We start from the raw sequence: 17,375 nt of genomic DNA on the forward strand, positions 1-17,375 counted from the left end.
TGCATCATCCACTGCGAATCTTCGAGGTGCGCACCTTGGCTTTCCAGATGCCGGACCGGGGCTCCGGAGGTCCCACCGGGCCACGGATCAGAGTGGGCCGACCCTCGCGGCGCGCCCGGACCTTGCTCATGACCGCGGGCGTGCTCGCGGTCCTCGCCATGCTCTTCGTCATGTTCGCCGGGTTCTGGACGGACTGGCTGTGGTACCGCTCGCTGGACTACAGCTCGGTCTTCACCACCACCCTGGTGACCAAGGTCGGGCTGTTCGCCGTTTTCGGCCTGTTGATGGCCGCCGTCGTCGGGCTGAACATCTGGCTCGCGCACCGGCTGCGACCGCCGCTGAGCGCCATGTCGCTGGAGCAGCAGAGCCTGGACCGCTACCGCATGGGCATCGCGCCGTACAAGAGGTGGATCCTGCTCGGCATCGCCGCGCTGGTCGGCCTCGTGTCCGGCGCGTCCGCCGCCGGGCAGTGGCGCAAGTGGCTGCTGTGGGTGAACGGCGTGGACTTCGGCACCACCGACCCGCAGTTCGGCATGGACGTCGCCTTCTACGCGTTCGACCTGCCCTGGTACCGCTTTCTGCTCGGCTTCGGGTTCGCCGCGACGGTGCTCTCGCTGATCGCCGCCGGCCTGGTGCACTACCTGTACGGCGGGCTGCGCGTCACCAGTCCCGGGGCCCGCGCCACCGCGCAGGCGACCGGCCACCTCTCGGTGCTGCTGGGCGTCTTCGTCGCTCTGAAGGCCGTGGCGTACTGGCTGGACCGGTACGGCCTCGCGGTGAAGGGCAGCGACTTCAAGGCCACGGAGAACTGGACCGGCCTGAAGTACGTCGACGCCAACGCGTACCTGCCGGCGAAGACCATCCTCTTCATCATCGCGATCATCTGCGCCGTGCTGTTCTTCGCGACCCTGTGGCGGCGCACCTGGCAGCTCCCCGTCATCGGCTTCGGCCTGATGGTGCTCTCGGCCATCCTCATCGGCGGGCTCTACCCGGCGATCGTGCAGAAGTTCCAGGTCGAGCCGAACGAGCAGGCCAAGGAAACGCCGTACATCAAGAAGAACATCAAGGCGACGCGCGACGCGTACAACATCAACGACTCGCGGGCGACCAACTACTCGGGCACCAGCAAGGCCGGCGACCAGGAGCTGCGGAACGCGGCGGACACCACCGCCGCCCTCCGCCTCCTCGACCCGAACGTCGTCTCGCCGACCTTCCAGCAGAAGCAGCAGGTGCGCGGGTACTACGAGTTCCCCGCGACGCTGGACGTGGACCGCTACACCACGGAGGACGGCGAGGAGGTCGACTCGGTGGTCGGTCTCCGTGAGATCGACCCCGACGGCATCCCGAAGAAGGGATGGATCAACGAGCACTTCAAGTACACCCACGGCTACGGCATGGTGGCGGCGAAGGGCACCGAGGTCGACAAGGACGGTGAGCCGGTCTTCCTGGAGAAGAACCTGCCGCCGCGGGGCGAGCTGGGCGAGTACCAGCCGCGGATCTACTACGGCGAGCAGACGACGAACTACTCCATCGTCGACGGCCCGCAGAAGGAGATCGACTACGTCGGGGACGGTGAGGAGGTCACCTACTCCTACACCGGCGACGGCGGCGTCGAGCTGTCCAACCCGTTCAACCGGGCCGCGTACGCGATGAGCTTCGGCGAGCCGCGCATCCTCTACTCGGGTGCCATCGGCGAGGGCTCGCAGATCCTCTACAACCGGACGCCGAAGGAGCGGGTCGAGGCGGTCGCCCCGTGGCTGACGATCGACGGCGACCCCTACCCGGCGATCGTGGACGGCAAGGTCCAGTGGATCGTCGACGCCTACACGACGACCAACAACTACCCGTACTCCTCGCGCACCACGCTGGGCGACACCACCACCGACGCCCTGACCGACAGCCAGCGCTCGGTCGTCGCCCAGCAGAACCGGGTCAACTACATCCGCAACTCGGTGAAGGCCACCGTCGACGCCTACACCGGCGAGGTCGAGCTCTACCAGTGGGACAAGAAGGACCCGGTGCTGAAGACCTGGATGAAGGCCTTCCCCGGCACCGTGGAGCCGAAGAGCGCGATCAGCAAGGACCTCAAGGAGCACCTGCGGTATCCGCAGGACCTGTTCAAGGTCCAGCGCGAGCTGCTCACCCGCTACCACGTCACGTCCGCCTCGCAGTTCTACAGCGGCAGCGAGCGCTGGCAGATCCCGGACGACCCCACGCGCGAGGGCAGCACGGCCGTTCCGCCGTACTACCTGAGCATGAAGCTGCCGGGGGAGAAGGAGCAGACGTTCTCGCTGACCACCACCTTCAACCCGGTGGAGCGTGAGACGCTCGGCGCCTTCATGGCGGTGGACGCGAACGCGACGAGTCCGAACTACGGGCGGATCGACCTGCTGAGACTGCCGTCCAACACCACGGTGGCCGGACCGCAGCAGGTGCAGAGCAAGATCAACTCCGATCCGGAGATCGCCGACGACCTCAACATCCTCAAACGCGGCGACTCCGAGATCGAGTACGGCAACCTGCTGACGGTGCCGCTCCGGGGCGGTCTGCTCTACGTCGAGCCGGTCTACATCGAGGGCGCGAACACCAGCTATCCGCGCATGCGGAAGGTCGTCGCGGTCTACGGCGAACGGGTCGCGTTCGAGAACACGCTGGAGGAGGCGTTGAACAACGTCTTCCAGGCCGACGGGACCGGCGACACGGGTGAGGATCCCGGTCAGGATCCGGGTCAGGACCCGGGCGAGGACCAGGGTCAGGACCCGGGCGGCGACCCGCCCGGCGACCCGGACCTCCAGCAGGCCCTCCAGGACATCGAGGACGCCTACGAGCGCAGCGAGGAGGCTTTCCGCGAGGGTGACTGGGGTGCCTACGGGCGAGCCCAGGAAGACCTGAAGGAGGCCATCCAGGACGCGGCCGACGCCCGTGCGGGCGGCGGTTCCTGACGGGAAAATCGGACGAAGGGCCCGGGGTCAATGACTCCGGGCCCTTCGCTTGTCCGGGGGATGTCCGGTGTTCGGTGTTTGAGTGATCTCCGTGTCGGGAAGTCGACAAAACGCTGAAGTGACCTCATGGGGAGCGGTATTGAGGTGTACGCGGGTTGCGGGTGATGCGACGATGGGGCTTATGGGGGACAAGGTCAGACTTGACGATCGGGATGTCGGGGGTGGCACGCCGGACATCAACACGATGAGTGTGCTGGGTGCGCAACTGCTGCGTCGGGGGGATCTCGACGCCGCCGAGCCGAAGCTGCGCGCCGCGACGGCCGCGGGCGACCGCGCGGCGGCCAACAACCTGGGCGTGCTGCTGCACCAGCGCGGTTACCCCGACGAGGCTGCCGGGTGGTGGCGGGTCGCCGCCGTGGCCGGCTCCGCCGCAGCGGCCCACGCGCTGGGCCGCCATCACCGGGAGCGGGGCGACGAACCGGCCGCGCACTACTGGCTGGTGCAGTCCGCCGAGTCCGGCCACGCCCTCGGGGCGTACGCTCTCGCCGACCTGCTCGCCCACCGCGGCGAGGAGGGCGCCCGGGACTGGTTCCGGGCCGCCGCGGAACAGGGTCACCGCGAGGCGGCGTACCGGCTTGCGAAGATCACCGAGGACCGGGGGGACGAGGGCGGCCGCAAGGAGGCCGAGCAGTGGTACCGGCAGGCCGCCGCACGCGGCCACCGCCGCGCCGCGCTGCGCCTGGGCACCATCCTGGAACGCCGCGGTGAGCTGCGGGAGGCCGGCCGCTGGTACCTCACCTCCGCCAAGGACGGCGAGTCCCGTGCCGCCTGCGCCCTGGGCTTCCTGCTCCGCGACGCCGGCGACGAGGACGGCGCCGCCGAGTGGTGGCGCCGCGCCGCCGAGGGCGGGGACGGCAACGCCGCCAACGCCCTCGGCGCCCTGCACGCCTCCCGTGGCGAGCGGCAGACCGCCGAGCGCTGGTACCGCGCGGCACTGGACGCCGGTGACGACAACGGCGCGTTCAACCTCGGCCTGCTCTGCTCCGCGCAGGGCCGTACGGCCCAGGCCGAACAGTGGTACCGGCGTGCCGCGTACGCCGGACACCACGAGGCGGCGAACGCGCTGGCCGTCCTGCTGCTCCAGCGGGGTGACGCGGACGGTGCCGAGCCGTGGTTCTCGAAGGCCGCCGAGGCGGGCAGTGTGGACGCCGCCTTCAACCTCGGCATCCTCCACGTGGGCCGGGGCGACGATCAGGGCGCGCGCATCTGGTACGGGCGCGCGGCGGACGACGGGCACGCGGAGGCGGCTCTCCAGGTCGGCCTCGCCCTCCAGCGGGACGGCGACGACCACGCCGCCGAGCGCTACCTGCGGCGTGCCGCGGGCGGCGGCAGCATCGAGGGCGCCTTCCGGCTGGGCGTGCTGCTGGAGCAGCAGGCGCAGGAGCCGCGGGAGGGCAGCGCCGACGTGCTGCCCGGCCGTGACGAGTACGAGGAGTGGTACGAGCGGGCGGCCGAGCAGGGCCACCGGCGCGCGCAGGTGCGGCTGGGGATGTGCGCCTCCGCGCGCGGCGACGTCGTGGACGCCGCCCGCTGGTACCGCGCGGCGGCCGAGGGCGGCAGCCCGAACGGCGCGTTCAACCTCGGACTGCTGCTGGCCCGTGAGGGCGGCGAGCCCGAGGCCGCGCTGTGGTGGACCCGGGCGGCGGAGGCCGGTCACGGCCGTGCGGCCCTCCGGCTGGCGCTGGTCGCCGCCCGGCGCGGTGAGCTGGCCGAGGGCCGGCGCTGGTGTGCCCGTGCCGTCGAGCTGGGGCCCGAGGAGGTCGCGGAGCGCGCGGCGCGGCTGGCCGACGCCCTTGCCGATGAGCTCTCGGCGTGACCGTGGGGCGGGGTGGCCCGCCTCACGGCGGCGTCGCCGCTCCGGGCGGGCGTCGGCCGGGTCGGTGGGGTCCCGTGTCCGGTGCTCGGGGGTGCAGCGGGTAAGCGATTTGCACCGGCGTCGTGTGGTCCGCTACAGTGATCACACAACGACGCGGGGTGGAGCAGCTCGGTAGCTCGCTGGGCTCATAACCCAGAGGTCGCAGGTTCAAATCCTGTCCCCGCTACTGAAGGCGAAGGGCCCGGAACGGTGTTCCGGGCCCTTCGTCGTGTGTGCGTGTTGCGCAGTGGCTGCGTGGGCCGCGCGCGAGGGCGGCGACGACGGTGCCGTCGGGTGTCAGGTCGCGGCGCAGTCGGGGCACAGCCCCCGGTAGGTGATCGTCGCGCCCGCCACGGAGAAGCCGTAGCGCTCCCCGTCGGGCAGTGAGGCGAGCGGGTCGCCGGTCGGGTGCACGTCACGGATCGTCCCGCACTGCGAGCAGACCAGGTGCTGGTGGCTGTGCCGGGCGTTGGGGTCGTACCGCTTGGCGCGCCCGTCGGTGCTGACCTCTCGCACCTCGCCCAGTGTGACCAGTTCGCTCAGCGTGTTGTAGACCGTGGCCCGCGCGATCTCCGGGAGCCGGTCCGTGGCGCGCGTGTGGACCTCGTCGGCCGTGTAGTGCACGTGATCGCCGTCGAGCACTTCGGCGACGACGCGCCGCTGTGCGGTGAGCCGCCAGCCGCGCTCTCTCAGTCGTTGCAGAAGGTCGCTCATGCCCCCAAGCCTAGCAGCCGGGCGTTCCATGGCCAGACCCCGTACGGCTTTCGGAGTCTTCTTGACTTGGACAATGTCCAATGTAGGATCGAGTGCAGATCACGAGGGGAACGGTTTCCCGCAGGACGGGTCCCCGAGCACCGAGGAGGCGGATGTGACCGCGCAGCAGTACGAGACCACCGGCCCGCTGACGACCGAGTCCGGCGCACCCGTCGCGGACGACCGGAACAGCCAGACCGCCGGTCCCGGCGGCCCGGTCCTGGTCCAGGACCAGCACCTGCTGGAGAAGCTCGCCCACTTCAACCGCGAGCGCATCCCGGAGCGCATCGTGCACGCCCGCGGCGCGGGCGCGTACGGCACCTTCACCGTCACGCGCGACGTGACCCCCTACACCCGCGCCGCGTTCCTCTCCGAGGTGGGCAAGGAGACGGAGGTCTTCGCCCGCTTCTCGACCGTGGCCGGCAACCTGGGTGCGGCGGACGCGGTCCGCGACCCCCGCGGCTTCGCGCTGAAGTTCTACACCGAGGAGGGCAACTACGACCTCGTCGGCAACAACACCCCGGTGTTCTTCATCAAGGACGCCGTGAAGTTCCCGGACTTCATCCACACGCAGAAGCGCGACCCGTACACCGGCTCGCAGGAGGCGGACAACGTCTTCGACTTCTGGGGGCTGTCGCCCGAGTCCACGCATCAGGTGACCTGGCTCTTCGGCGACCGCGGGATCCCCGCCTCCTACCGCCACATGCACGGATTCGGCTCGCACACCTTCCAGTGGAGCAACGCCGACGGCGAGGCCTTCTGGGTCAAGTACCACTTCAAGACCGACCAGGGCGTCAAGAGCCTCACCCAGGCCGAGGCGGACGAGCTGGCCGGCAAGGACCCGGACAGTCATCAGCGCGACCTGCGCGAGTCCATCGAGCGGGGTGAGTTCCCGAGCTGGACGGTCTACGTCCAGGTCATGCCGGTGCAGGACGCGGCGGCCTACCGCTTCAACCCGTTCGACCTGACGAAGGTCTGGCCGCACGCGGACTACCCGCTGCACGAGATCGGCCGGATGGAGCTCAACCGCAACCCGGAGAACATCTTCGCCGAGGTCGAGCAGTCGATCTTCTCCCCGCACCACTTCGTGCCGGGCATCGGCCCGTCCCCGGACAAGATGCTCCAGGGCCGCCTCTTCGCGTACGGCGACGCACACCGCTACCGCGTCGGCATCAACGCCGACCACCTCCCGGTGAACCGCCCGCACGCCACCGAGGCGCGCACCCACGGCCGGGACGGCTTCCTGTACGACGGACGGCACGGCGGGCGGAAGAACTACGAGCCCAACAGCTTCGGCGGGCCGCCCCAGACCGACCGCCCGCTGTGGGAGCCGGTCGCGGTCTCCGGGTGGACGGGCGACACCGAGGCCCCCTCCCACGCCGAGGACGACGACTTCGTCCAGGCCGGCGACCTCTACCGGCTGATGACGGAGGAGGAGAAGGGCCGGCTGATCGACAATCTGGCCGGCGCCATGGCGGGCATCACCCACGACCACATCGCGGAGCGCGCCATCGAGAACTTCCGCAAGGCGGACCCCGACTACGGCAAGCGGCTGGAGGCCGCGGTACAGGCCCTTCGCGGCTGAGCCGGGGTCGTGCACCCCGGTGGGCATCCGCTCGCCGTAAGGAGCCGGAGGGACCGGACGCCATGGGGCTCCGGTCCCTCCGGTCCCTCCGGTCCCTCCGGTCCCTCCGGTCCCTCCGGTCCCTCCGGTCCCTCCGGTCCCTCCGGTCCCTCCGGTCCCTCCGGTCCCTCCGGTCCCTCCGGTCCCTCCGGTCCCTCCGGTCCGTCGGGGCCGGAAGTGCCTGCGGGCGGGGTCAGCCCGCGGACACCGTGGCGTCGTAGGCGTCCGGGATGCCCGACCAGCATCGGACGATGTCGCGGACGGACACCACGCCCACGGGCTCCTGTTCGTCCAGCACGATCAGGTGGCGGAAGCCGCCGTGCGCCATGGCCTGGGCGGCCTCGTGCAGCGTCCACCGCGGGCCGGCGAAGACCACGTCCGTGGTGGTGTGCCCCTGGGCGGTCTCCTGTTCCGGGTTCTGGCCGGCGCCGACCGAGTTGAGGATGTCCCGCTCGGTGAGGATGCCGATGCCGCCGGCGTCGGGATCGAGGACCACGGCGGCGCCGACGCGCCGGGCGGACATCAGCTCGGCGGCCTGCCGCAGCGAGTGGGTCGGGCCGATGGTCAGAACCACGGTGCTCATGGCGTCCTGTACGAGGGTGGGCATGGCGTGTGAGCCCCTCTCGGGTAGCTGTCGCGGGCCTTGCGAAGCGTTTCACAAGGTCACAAGCGGTTCGAGTCTTCATGCTCACACGCTGCCCCGGACACAACAAGAGGGCGCGCGCCCGTCGGCGCGCGCCCCCGGCCACGGCACTAGCTCAGGGAACCGGCCCGGTCAGGCCGTCAGCCGCCCCAGCAGCTCGTCGTGGAGCAGGCCGTTCGAGGCCGCCGCGTTCCCGCTGTGCGGACCCGGCCTGCCGTCCAGTCCGGTGAAACGGCCGCCCGCCTCCTCGATGATCACAGCGCTCGCCGCCATGTCCCACAGCGACAGCTCCGGCTCCGCGCACATGTCCACCGAGCCCTCGGCGACCATCATGTACGGCCAGAAGTCGCCGTACGCGCGCGTACGCCAGCAGGACCGGGTCAGGTCGAGGAAGCCGCCGAGCATCCCGCGCTCCTCCCAGCCCGAGAGCGACGAGTAGGCGAACGAGGCGTCCGCGAACCGGCCGACGCGCGACACGTGCATCCGGGTGGCCTGCGAGAGGCTGCGTCCGGTGTACGCGCCGCCGCCCTGCACGGCCCACCACCGGCGGTGCAGCGCGGGCGCGGAGACCAGCCCCACCACCGGACGGTCGCCCCCCTCCGTCGTCTCGGTGAGCGCGATCAGGGTCGCCCACACGGGTACGCCCCGGACGTAGTTCTTGGTGCCGTCGATCGGGTCGATGATCCAGCGGCGCGGGCCGTTCCCCTCGGTGCCGAACTCCTCGCCCAGCACGCCGTCGCGCGGGCGCGCCCGCCGCAGGGACGTACGGATCAGCTCCTCGGCGGCCTTGTCCGCCTCGCTGACGGGCGTCATGTCCGGCTTGGTCTCCACCTTGAGGTCGAGGGCCTTGAACCGTTCCATGGTCGTGGCGTCGGCGGCGTCGGCCAGGACATGGGCGAGGCGCAGATCATCGTGGTAGTCCGGCATGTGCGAACAGTATCGACCGTCTCCCCGGGCGGCCACACGAGCATAGCCGTCCGGGTGCGCCGCCCGCTGCGGCGCGTATTGACAGCCCCTGCGGACGCGTCGATTCTGTGCCCGCGCCACGTGCGCGCGCTGCGCGTGCACGCCGCACGGAGGTGGGGATGCCGACCGCACGCGAAAGCCTGCTCGATGCCGCGCACGAGGCCGTGTCCACCCGGCCGTGGACGGGCGTCCGCATGGTCGAACTGGCCGCGAGCGCAGGTGTCTCCCGGCAGACCCTCTACAACGAGTTCGGCAACAAGGACGGGCTCGGCCGGGCGCTGGTGCACCACCGCGTCGAGGGCTTCCTGCGCGGTGCCGCGGCGGTCGCGGCGCAGGCCGTCCGGGGCGGCGCGGACCCGCCGAAGGGGTTGGCGGTCGCCGCCGGGTGGATGCTCCGCACGATCGGCGGCGAGCCGATCGTGCGGTGTGCGCTCACCGGGTGCTGGACCGGGCGGATGCCGCCGGCGGCGCGCGGCGAGCCGGGGACACCGCAGGAACTCGCGGACGACTTGCTGCGGCGGCTGGTCGCGGCGCTCGCCGCCGACGCGGCGCGGGCCGAGCCGCTGCACCTCGCGTGCGACGCGGGACTCCGCCTCGCGCTCTCCTACGTCGTCGTACCCGTGCCCGGCGCGGAGGACGAGGCGTGCACCCGTATCCACGACGTCACCCGCGCCCTCCTCTGAGGCCCGCGCCGTCCTCCGATGCCCGCGCGCCCCTCCGATGCCCGCGCGCTCCTCCGGCACCCGCGGTGCGACGCGGCGTCAGTCGCCCTCGTGGGGTTCGCGGGTGGCGAGGAGGCGTCGCAGGGAGTGGAGGCGGGCCGGCTCCGCACGGCCGTCGGCGACCCACGCGTCCAGCGCGCAGTCCGGCTCGTCGTGGCTGCATGCCCGGGGGCAGCCCTCCGTGCCGGGCTCCAGGTCCGGGAAGGCGTGGATGACGCGCCCCGCGTCCACGTGGTGCAGTCCGAACGACCGCACCCCGGGGGTGTCGATCACCCATCCGGAGTCGCCGGCCAGGGGCAGCGCCAGCGCCGAGGTGGTCGTGTGCCGGCCCCGCCCCGTGACCGCGTTGACGTGACCGGTGGCCCGTCGCCGGGCGGGCGGCACCAGCGCGTTCACCAGTGTCGTCTTGCCGACCCCACTGTGGCCGACGAACGCGGTGGTGCGGCCGTACAGGCGCTCGCGCACCCGCTCCGCCGCGTCGCCGTTCGCCAGTTCCTCCCGGTTGCAGACGACGTACCGCACGCCGAGGGGCGCGTAGGTCTCCAGCAGCGGGTCGGCCGCCGCGAGGTCGGACTTGGTGAGCACCAGCAGCGGGTCGAGTCCGGCGTCGTACGCCGCGACGAGGCAGCGGTCGATCAGCCGCGGCCGCGGCTCCGGGTCGGCGAGGGCGGTGACGATGGCGAGCTGGTCGGCGTTGGCGACGACGACGCGCTCGTACGGGTCGTCGTCGTCCGCCGTGCGCCGCAGCACCGAGGCCCGCTTCTCGACCCGCACGATGCGGGCGAGGGTGTCCTTCGCGCCGGACAGGTCCCCGACCACGGCGACCCGGTCGCCGACGACCACGCCCTTGCGGCCCAGTTCGCGGGCCTTCATCGCGGTGACCGTGCGGCCGTCGACCAGGCAGGTGAGGCGGCCGCGGTCGACGGTGACGACGAAGCCCTCGGCCGCGTCCTCGTGCTTGGGCCGCCGGTGGGTGCGGGGCCGGCTGCCGCGGCGGCCGGGGCGTACGCGGATGTCGTCCTCGTCGGTGTGCTTGCCGTAGCGGCGCATCCCGGCCGCCCTCTACGCCCGTGCTCCGGCGGGGGACGCGGCGGAGGTGCCGAGCATGCCGTGCCACAGCTCCGGGAAGTCCGGGAGGGTCTTGCCGGTGGTGGCGATGTTCTCCACCCGCACGCCGTCGACGGCCAGCCCGAGCACCGCGCCTGCGGTGGCCAGCCGGTGGTCGTCGTAGGTGTGGAAGACCCCGGCATGCAGCGGCCGGGGCCGGATGCGCAGGCCGTCCTCGGTCTCGGTGACGTCGCCGCCGAGCCCGTTGATCTCCTGGGCGAGTGCGGCCAGCCTGTCGGTCTCGTGCAGCCGGAGGTGCGCGACGCCGCGCAGCACGGACTCGCCGTCGGCGAGCGCGGCGACGGCGGCGATGCCCGGCGTCAGTTCGCCGACCTCGCCGAGGTCGATGTCCACGCCCCGGACGCGGCCCGAGCCGGTGCACGTGAGACCGTGCTCGTCCAGTTCGCAGGAGCCGCCCATGGCGGTGAGGATGTCGCGCAGCGCGTCGCCGGCCTGCGTGGTGTACCGCGGCCAGTCCGGGACGGTCACGCGGCCACCGGTGACCAGCGCCGCGGCGAGGAACGGCTGCGCGTTGGACAGGTCCGGCTCGACGACCACGTCGCGTCCCAGCAGCGCGCCCGGCGTCACCCGCCAGACGTCGGCCTCCCCGCCGTCCTCGGGGGTGTCGACCCGGGCGCCGGCGGCGCGCAGCATCTCCACGGTCATCCGGATGTGCGGCATCGACGGCAGCCTGCCGCCGACGTGCCGGACCTCGACGCCCTGGTTGAAGCGCGCCCCGGACAGCAGCAGCGCGCTGACGAACTGGCTGGAGGAGGAGGCGTCGATCTCGACGGCGCCGCCCTCCAGGGAGCCCGCGCCGTGCACGGTGAGCGGGAGCGCGCCGCGCCGGTCGTCGTCGACGCGGGCGCCGAGGGCGCGCAGCGCGTCGATCACGCCGTGCAGCGGCCGTTCGTACGACCGCGGGTCGCCGTCGAAGCGGACGGGCCCGTCGGCGAGGGTGGCGACGGGCGGCAGGAAGCGCATCACGGTGCCGGCGTTGCCGACGTCGACGGTCGCGGGGCCGTGCAGACCGGCCGGGATGACCCGCCACACCTCTCCGCTCCCGGCCGTCCCGCTGACCGGCGCGGTGCTGGAGGAAGCGGTCTCCTCGATCTCGACGCCCATCGTCCGGAGCGCGGAGGCCATCAGCAGTGTGTCGCGGGACCGCAACGGGCGCCGCAGCCACCCGGGTTCGGCGGCCAGGGAGGCGAGCACCAGGGCGCGGTTGGTGACCGACTTGGACCCGGGCACGGTCACGGTCGCGTCCACGGGGTCCGCGGCGAGCGGGGCGGGCCAGAGGGCGGGGTCCGCGACGGGGCGGCCGGTGGTCTCGGTCATGGCTCAACTCTAGAGGCTGCGCCCCTGCGCACGGCGCCCGGACGGGCCCGGGCGGCGCCGGTACGGGGCGGCCGGCCCTCAGAGGTCGAGCAGCCAGCGCCCGCCGCCCGCGAGGGAGCACAGCGACACCGCGTGGAACAGCAGCAGCCACAGGAACGGCGGCACGTGCGTCAGCCGGGACAGCTGGTCGACGTCGGAGTCGGGGGCCCCGCCGCGCCGCCGTTTGGCCTGGAGCTCGAACACCGGCCGTACGCCGCCCAGCAGCAGGAACCACACCACGCCGTAGGCGAAGGCGGCCTGGACCTGCGGGCCGGTCAGCCACGACACCAGGAGGAAGGCGCCGCCGGTGAGGACCACGGTGAGCACGCCGTACGCGTTGCGGACCATCACCAGCATCGCCAGGAGCAGCAGGGTGGCGCCCCACAGCAGCAGGGTGATGTGGTCGGCGGCCAGCAGCCAGGCCCCGCCGAGGCCGAGCAGCGGGGGAGCGGTGTAGCCGGCCGCGGCGGTGAGCACCATGCCGATGCCGTGCGGCTTCCCGCGCGAGACGGTGAGGCCGGAGGTGTCCGAGTGCAGCCGGATGCCGTCCAGGCGGCGGCCGGTGAGCAGCGCGGTCAGGCCGTGCCCGCCCTCGTGCGCGATGGTCACCGCGTTCCGGGACAGCCGCCACACGCGGTGCGGGGCGATCGCGGCGAACGCGACGGCGGCGGTGGTGAGTACGACCCACAGGTCGGGGTCGGGCTGGGTGCCCAGGACCCGGTCCCACAGGTCGGTGATGCCCCTGGTGTCCATGCTGCGACGTGCCTCCCCTGGCCCCCGGCGGTCCGGACGCGGTCCCCGCCTCCGCGCACGGCCGCGTTGTCGGTGTGCCGTGGCAGTCTTGCACTCATGTGCGGACGGTACGCGGCCAGCAGGAAGCCCGAGGACCTCGTCGGGCTGTTCGACGTGCAGAAGTGGGAGCCGGAGGAGGCGCTCGCGGCGGACTGGAACGTCGCGCCGACCAAGGACGTGTACGCGGTGCTCGACAGGCCGGAGAAGGGGTCGGACGACCCCGGCCCCGTGCGTCAGCTGCGGACGCTGCGCTGGGGGCTGGTCCCGGGGTGGGCCAAGTCGCCGGACATGGGCGTGAAGATGATCAACGCGCGGGCGGAGACGGTCCACGAGAAGTCCGCCTACCGCAAGCCGTTCGCGGCCCGCCGCTGCCTGCTCCCCGCCGACGGCTACTTCGAATGGGTCACCGGGAACAAGGAGCTGGACCTGGAGCAGGAGGGGAAGCGGAAGCGTCCGCGGAAGCAGCCGTACTTCGTGACGCCGGCCGACGGCGGCGTGATGGCGATGGCCGGGCTGTACGAGTTCTGGCGCGACCGCACCCGGGCCGACGACGACCCGCGCTCCTGGTGGGTGACGTGCACGGTGGTGACGACCGCCGCCGAGACGGGCCTGCTGGCCGGGGCGACGGGAGAGGCGGGCGCCGGTCCGCAGTCGCTGGCCGACATCCACCCCCGGATGCCGCTGGTGCTGACCCCCGACAGGTGGGACGCGTGGCTGGACCCGGCGAAGACCGACCCGGACGAGATCCGGGCCCTGCTCGCCCCGCCGCCCGCGGGCCTGCTGCGCGCCTACCCGGTGTCGACGGAGGTGAGCAACGTGCGGAACAACGGGCCGGAGCTGGTCGAGGAGATCGCGGCCCCCGAAGAGCCGACGCTCTTCTGACGGCCCGCGGCGGACGGCCTGCGGCGGACGGCCCGCGGCGAACGGGCCGCGGCGCGTTGGGCGGCCGTACGCGTGTTCCGGCGGCGCGCCTCCTGCGGTGCGCGGGTCAGCGGCCGGCGCGGTGGAGAATCGCCGCATGCCCGCACGCGAAACCGTCGCCACCCCCACCGGGGACGCCCGCCTCACCTGGTACCCGGCAGACCGGCCCCGCCGGGTGCTCGCCCTCGGCCACGGCGCCGGGGGCGGCATCGAGGCCCGCGACCTCCGGGCGCTCGCCGAGGCCCTGCCACCGCACGGCACCACCGTCGCCCTGGTCGAGCAGCCCTGGCGGGTCGCCGGGAAGAAGGTCGCCCCCGCCCCGAAGACCCTGGACGCGGCGTGGACCGCGCTCTGGCCCGCACTCGAGGCCCGTACGGAAGGCGGCGAGCTCCCCCTCGTCGCCGGCGGACGCAGCGCCGGGGCGCGCGTCGCCTGCCGCACGGCGGGCGCGCTCGGCGCGGCCGCCGTGCTCGCGCTGTCGTTCCCGCTGCACCCGCCCGGCCGCCCGGAGAAGTCGCGGGCGGGTGAACTGACCGACGCCGGCCTGCCCACTCTGGTCGTCCAGGGCGAGCGGGACCCCTTCGGGCGGCCCGCCGAGTTCCCGGCCGGTACGCGGCTCGCCGCCGTCCCCGGCGGGGACCACGGCTTCGCCGTGCCGAAGACCGCCGCGGTGTCACAGGACGAAGCGCTGCGGACACTCACCGAGGCCGTGCAGTCGTGGATCGCCGCGGGAATGCCGGCGGCCCCCTGAGGTGTTGTACGGGCTGCGGCGGTGACCACACCGCCCGAACGTCTACGCCCTATGCGAAAGGAAGCCGCCCCCATGGGTTCTGTCGCTTGCCCGCAGCGTCCCCAGGCCGCTGACCTGGACTGGGCCACGCTCGCGTTGGCCGGTGGCGCCGGGAATCCGGCGGCAGAGGCTGCGGATCGTCGTCTATTCTCCGGGGCGAGCGGGTACTCGTTTCTGCCCGCAGGAGCTACGGAGGAGGTGGGTCCGGTCACCGGCACCGGCGACGGCACGAACAGCGCGCGCGACGCGGAGCAGCAGGAGAGCGCGGAGGAGCGCAGCGCGCGCTTCGAGCGCGACGCCCTGCAGTTCCTGGACCAGATGTACTCCGCCGGCCTCCGTATGACCCGGAATCCCGCCGACGCGGAGGACCTGGTGCAGGAGACCTATGCCAAGGCGTACGCGTCGTTCCACCAGTTCCGGGAGGGCACCAACCTCAAGGCGTGGCTCTACCGGATCCTCACCAACACCTTCATCAACTCCTACCGCAAGAAGCAGCGCGAACCGCAGCGCAGCGCGGCCGAGGAGATCGAGGACTGGCAGCTCGCCCGCGCCGAGTCGCACATGTCGACGGGGCTCCGTTCCGCGGAGGCCCAGGCGCTGGACCACCTGCCCGACTCGGACGTGAAGCAGGCCCTCCAGGACATTCCGGAGGAGTTCCGGATCGCCGTGTACCTGGCGGACGTCGAGGGGTTTGCGTACAAGGAGATCGCGGACATCATGGGGACACCCATCGGCACCGTGATGTCCCGGCTGCACCGCGGCCGCCGCCAGCTGCGCGGCATGCTCGAGGACTACGCGCGCGACCGCGGACTCGTCCCCGCCGGTGCCGGTACGGACGCGTCGCACGACGGGAAAGGCTCGGGCTCATGAGTTGCGGAGAGCCGCACGAGACGGACTGCTCCGAGATCCTGGACCACCTCTACGAGTACCTCGATCAGGAGATGCCCGAGAGCGACTGCGCCAAGTTCCAGGTGCACTTCGACGAGTGCTCCCCGTGCCTGGAGAAGTACGGACTGGAGCAGGAGGTCAAGAAGCTCGTCAAGCGATGCTGCGGGCACGACGACGTACCGACCGACCTGCGGTCCAAGGTGATGGGGCGGATCGAGAAGATCCGCGCCGGGGAGATCGGCCCGGACGCGGGCGCCGCTTCGCGCGCCGGTGACGAGGGCGGGGCCGGGCGCTGAGCCCGGCGCGACCGGCGCTGCCGCTCGCGTCCGCCCGTACCTCCAGGACTCGTACCTCCGTGCGGGCATGAAGCACTCGAAAGGCTGACATCCGCGGGCTTCCGCCGGGCGGATTTCCCGACACGCCCGCCGCGCCTCCCGCCACCGCCCCTATTCTCCCTGCCCTGTGCCGGACGGGGAGGAGGCGCGATGGGAGCACGGGCCGCCGGGCTCGCCGCGAGCGCGCGGGCGCTCGTCCTCGCCGTCGCGCTGGCCGCCCTCGTCTGCGCCCTCCCCGCACCCCTGCATCCCGCCCGTATCGACTGGGCGGCGCTCTCGCTGCTTGCCGGCCTGTATGCCGGGGCCGAGACCCTGCCCCGCCTGCCGCAGCTCCTTCCGCAGGCAGGGCGCCGGGTCCCGCGCCTGGCCCGCGCGTGGGGCGGCGAGGAGGGCGCGCCGCCGGAGGTGTGCGGGCCGCTGCTGCTCACCGCCGTCCTGCTGCTCCGGCCGGAGGGCGCGGCGCTGGTCCCGGTCGTGGGGGCCCTCGCCGGCCGGGTCCCCGCGCGGCACGCCGGCGCCCGCCGCGTGTGGCGTGCGGCCCGGCTGTCCCTGGCCGCGTACGCCGCCGGCGCCGCGGCCCGGCTGCTCCCGGCGGCCGGCGACGGAGCGGCACCGGGACCGGGCGGCGCGGAGGCGGCGGCCGCGTTGGGGCTCCCGGAGGCGCTGCTCCCGGCGGCCCTGGTCGTGGTCGTCTACTGCGCGGTGCTGACCGCCCTGGACGGCGCCGTCCTGGTAGCCGCCGAACGGTGCGCCCCGCGCGCCGCGTGGCGTGGCCGGTTCGTTCCCCTGCTGCCGCCGCACGCCGTCCACGCGCTCGCCGGGCTGCTGATGGCCGTGCTGTGGCGCAGCCCGTACGGCCCGGCAGCCGCCCTGTCCGTGCTGCTGCCCATGGCGCTGTGCTGCTGGGTCTTCGCCGAGTACCAGCGGGAACGGGCCGCCCACCGGGCGACCGTACGGGCGCTGGTGCAGGCCGTGGACATCAAGGACCGCTACACCCGCGGCCACAGCGAACGGGTGGGCCGGGCCTCCGCGCTGATCGCCCGTGAACTCGGCATGGACGACGGCCGGACCGAGGCGCTGCGGTTCGCGGGCATCCTGCACGACGTCGGCAAGCTCGGCGTGCCCACCCGGCTGCTGCGCAAGGCCGGACCGCTCAGCCCGCTGGAGCGCAGCGTGCTGGAACTGCATCCGGAGTACGGGCACGAGATGGTGCGCGGCGTCCGCTTCCTCGGCGAGGCGCGCTCCGCGATCCTGCACCACCACGAGCGCCTGGACGGCACCGGCTACCCGTACGGCCTCGCGGGCGACGAGATCCCCGAACCCGCCCGGCTGGTCGCCGTGGCCGACGCGTTCGATGCGATGACCTCCCACCGCAGCTACCGCCGCGGACGGCCGGTCGGCGACGCCGTCGCCGAACTCCACCGCTGCGCCGGCACCCATTTCGACCCCTGCATGGTCGACGCCCTCACCCGGGCGCTGGACCGCCACGGGTGGTCCGCAGAGGTCACCGCCGACCCCGCCCGGGACGGCGCCCGCGCCGAACCCGCGGCCCCGCCCGCCGCACGCTCCCGCTCCCACCGGGCCGTACCGTCGCCGCGCA

The 17,375-nt window shown here is 73.0% G+C and carries 14 protein-coding genes, 1 tRNA gene and 1 pseudogene; 10 read left to right on the top strand and 6 right to left on the bottom strand.

The window, feature by feature from the left end; all coding sequences use genetic code 11:
• Positions 1 to 26: 26 nt before the first annotated feature.
• The 3 genes from RM572_RS04630 (at position 27) to RM572_RS04640 (ending at position 5,044) form a co-directional block, all read left to right on the top strand.
• Positions 27 to 2,942: a UPF0182 family membrane protein gene (locus tag RM572_RS04630; RefSeq protein ID WP_394813518.1), complete on the top strand. Its 2,916-nt coding sequence runs from the start codon at positions 27 to 29 to the stop codon at positions 2,940 to 2,942.
• Between the two features lie 172 nt (positions 2,943 to 3,114).
• A complete protein-coding gene (locus RM572_RS04635; RefSeq protein WP_394813519.1) occupies positions 3,115 to 4,818 on the top strand; it encodes a tetratricopeptide repeat protein in 1,704 nt (567 codons plus the stop codon).
• Between the two features lie 152 nt (positions 4,819 to 4,970).
• Positions 4,971 to 5,044: transfer RNA gene (locus RM572_RS04640), tRNA-Met, on the top strand.
• Between the two features lie 110 nt (positions 5,045 to 5,154).
• Here RM572_RS04640 and RM572_RS04645 read toward each other — a convergent pair.
• Positions 5,155 to 5,571, bottom strand: coding sequence for a Fur family transcriptional regulator (locus RM572_RS04645; RefSeq protein WP_311671977.1), 417 nt, complete (start codon positions 5,569 to 5,571; stop codon positions 5,155 to 5,157).
• A 154-nt stretch (positions 5,572 to 5,725) separates the two neighbouring features.
• On the opposite strand from RM572_RS04645, the gene RM572_RS04650 reads away from it, so the two are divergent.
• Complete coding sequence (locus RM572_RS04650) at positions 5,726 to 7,195, top strand: catalase (RefSeq protein ID WP_311671978.1); 1,470 nt, start codon at positions 5,726 to 5,728, stop codon at positions 7,193 to 7,195.
• A 232-nt stretch (positions 7,196 to 7,427) separates the two neighbouring features.
• On the opposite strand, the gene RM572_RS04655 is transcribed toward RM572_RS04650, so the two are convergent.
• Together RM572_RS04655 and hisN are read right to left on the bottom strand one after the other, a co-directional pair.
• Positions 7,428 to 7,841 carry a CBS domain-containing protein gene (locus RM572_RS04655; RefSeq protein ID WP_311671979.1) on the bottom strand — a complete coding sequence of 138 codons (414 nt, stop codon included), beginning with the start codon at positions 7,839 to 7,841 and terminating at the stop codon, positions 7,428 to 7,430.
• Between the two features lie 168 nt (positions 7,842 to 8,009).
• The gene (hisN, locus tag RM572_RS04660; RefSeq protein WP_027766146.1) at positions 8,010 to 8,804 is read right to left on the bottom strand and encodes a histidinol-phosphatase; all 795 of its coding nucleotides are present in this window, start codon (positions 8,802 to 8,804) and stop codon (positions 8,010 to 8,012) included.
• A 158-nt stretch (positions 8,805 to 8,962) separates the two neighbouring features.
• On the opposite strand from hisN, the gene RM572_RS04665 reads away from it, so the two are divergent.
• Positions 8,963 to 9,526, top strand: a complete 564-nt coding sequence (locus tag RM572_RS04665; RefSeq protein WP_311671980.1) for a TetR/AcrR family transcriptional regulator — start codon at positions 8,963 to 8,965, stop codon at positions 9,524 to 9,526.
• 78 nt (positions 9,527 to 9,604) lie between these two features.
• Here the strand turns inward: RM572_RS04665 and rsgA are convergent, their stop codons facing one another.
• The 3 genes from rsgA to RM572_RS04680 form a co-directional block, all read right to left on the bottom strand.
• Positions 9,605 to 10,615 (bottom strand): ribosome small subunit-dependent GTPase A, encoded by a 1,011-nt coding sequence (gene rsgA, locus RM572_RS04670; protein WP_311671981.1) that lies wholly within the window; start codon positions 10,613 to 10,615, stop codon positions 9,605 to 9,607.
• 12 nt (positions 10,616 to 10,627) lie between these two features.
• Positions 10,628 to 12,010: a 3-phosphoshikimate 1-carboxyvinyltransferase gene (aroA, locus tag RM572_RS04675; RefSeq protein ID WP_311671982.1), complete on the bottom strand. Its 1,383-nt coding sequence runs from the start codon at positions 12,008 to 12,010 to the stop codon at positions 10,628 to 10,630.
• Between the two features lie 78 nt (positions 12,011 to 12,088).
• Positions 12,089 to 12,802, bottom strand: coding sequence for a M50 family metallopeptidase (locus RM572_RS04680; protein WP_311671983.1), 714 nt, complete (start codon positions 12,800 to 12,802; stop codon positions 12,089 to 12,091).
• Between the two features lie 96 nt (positions 12,803 to 12,898).
• Between RM572_RS04680 and RM572_RS04685 the strand changes: the two genes are divergently transcribed.
• The 5 genes and pseudogenes from RM572_RS04685 to RM572_RS04705 form a co-directional block, all read left to right on the top strand.
• A complete protein-coding gene (locus RM572_RS04685; protein WP_311671984.1) occupies positions 12,899 to 13,723 on the top strand; it encodes an SOS response-associated peptidase in 825 nt (274 codons plus the stop codon).
• Positions 13,724 to 13,859: 136 nt separating this feature from the next.
• Entirely contained in the window at positions 13,860 to 14,513 is a 654-nt protein-coding gene (locus RM572_RS04690; protein WP_311671985.1) for an alpha/beta hydrolase family protein, read from the top strand.
• 237 nt (positions 14,514 to 14,750) lie between these two features.
• Positions 14,751 to 15,422, top strand: coding sequence for a sigma-70 family RNA polymerase sigma factor (locus RM572_RS04695; RefSeq protein ID WP_311671986.1), 672 nt, complete (start codon positions 14,751 to 14,753; stop codon positions 15,420 to 15,422).
• A complete protein-coding gene (gene rsrA / locus RM572_RS04700; protein WP_136182471.1) occupies positions 15,419 to 15,736 on the top strand; it encodes a mycothiol system anti-sigma-R factor in 318 nt (105 codons plus the stop codon). The genes RM572_RS04695 and rsrA overlap by 4 nt, the downstream gene beginning before the upstream one ends.
• Positions 15,737 to 15,925: 189 nt before the next feature.
• Positions 15,926 to 17,365, top strand: a pseudogene (locus tag RM572_RS04705) (HD-GYP domain-containing protein); the annotation flags it as partial.
• Positions 17,366 to 17,375: the final 10 nt, after the last annotated feature.

This window comes from Streptomyces hazeniae, from assembly GCF_031845485.1.
In the GTDB taxonomy this organism is placed as follows: Bacteria; Actinomycetota; Actinomycetes; order Streptomycetales; family Streptomycetaceae; genus Streptomyces; species Streptomyces hazeniae.

Coding starts and splice junctions, on each gene's coding strand:
- hisN (WP_027766146.1), bottom strand. CDS start 8,804: ATGCCGGACTACCACGATGATCTGCGCCTCGCCCATGTCCTGGCCGAC.
- RM572_RS04665 (WP_311671980.1), top strand. CDS start 8,963: ATGCCGACCGCACGCGAAAGCCTGCTCGATGCCGCGCACGAGGCCGTG.
- RM572_RS04655 (WP_311671979.1), bottom strand. CDS start 7,841: ATGCCCACCCTCGTACAGGACGCCATGAGCACCGTGGTTCTGACCATC.
- RM572_RS04685 (WP_311671984.1), top strand. CDS start 12,899: ATGTGCGGACGGTACGCGGCCAGCAGGAAGCCCGAGGACCTCGTCGGG.
- RM572_RS04680 (WP_311671983.1), bottom strand. CDS start 12,802: ATGGACACCAGGGGCATCACCGACCTGTGGGACCGGGTCCTGGGCACC.
- RM572_RS04645 (WP_311671977.1), bottom strand. CDS start 5,571: ATGAGCGACCTTCTGCAACGACTGAGAGAGCGCGGCTGGCGGCTCACC.
- aroA (WP_311671982.1), bottom strand. CDS start 12,010: ATGACCGAGACCACCGGCCGCCCCGTCGCGGACCCCGCCCTCTGGCCC.
- rsgA (WP_311671981.1), bottom strand. CDS start 10,615: ATGCGCCGCTACGGCAAGCACACCGACGAGGACGACATCCGCGTACGC.
- rsrA (WP_136182471.1), top strand. CDS start 15,419: ATGAGTTGCGGAGAGCCGCACGAGACGGACTGCTCCGAGATCCTGGAC.
- RM572_RS04635 (WP_394813519.1), top strand. CDS start 3,115: ATGGGGCTTATGGGGGACAAGGTCAGACTTGACGATCGGGATGTCGGG.
- RM572_RS04690 (WP_311671985.1), top strand. CDS start 13,860: ATGCCCGCACGCGAAACCGTCGCCACCCCCACCGGGGACGCCCGCCTC.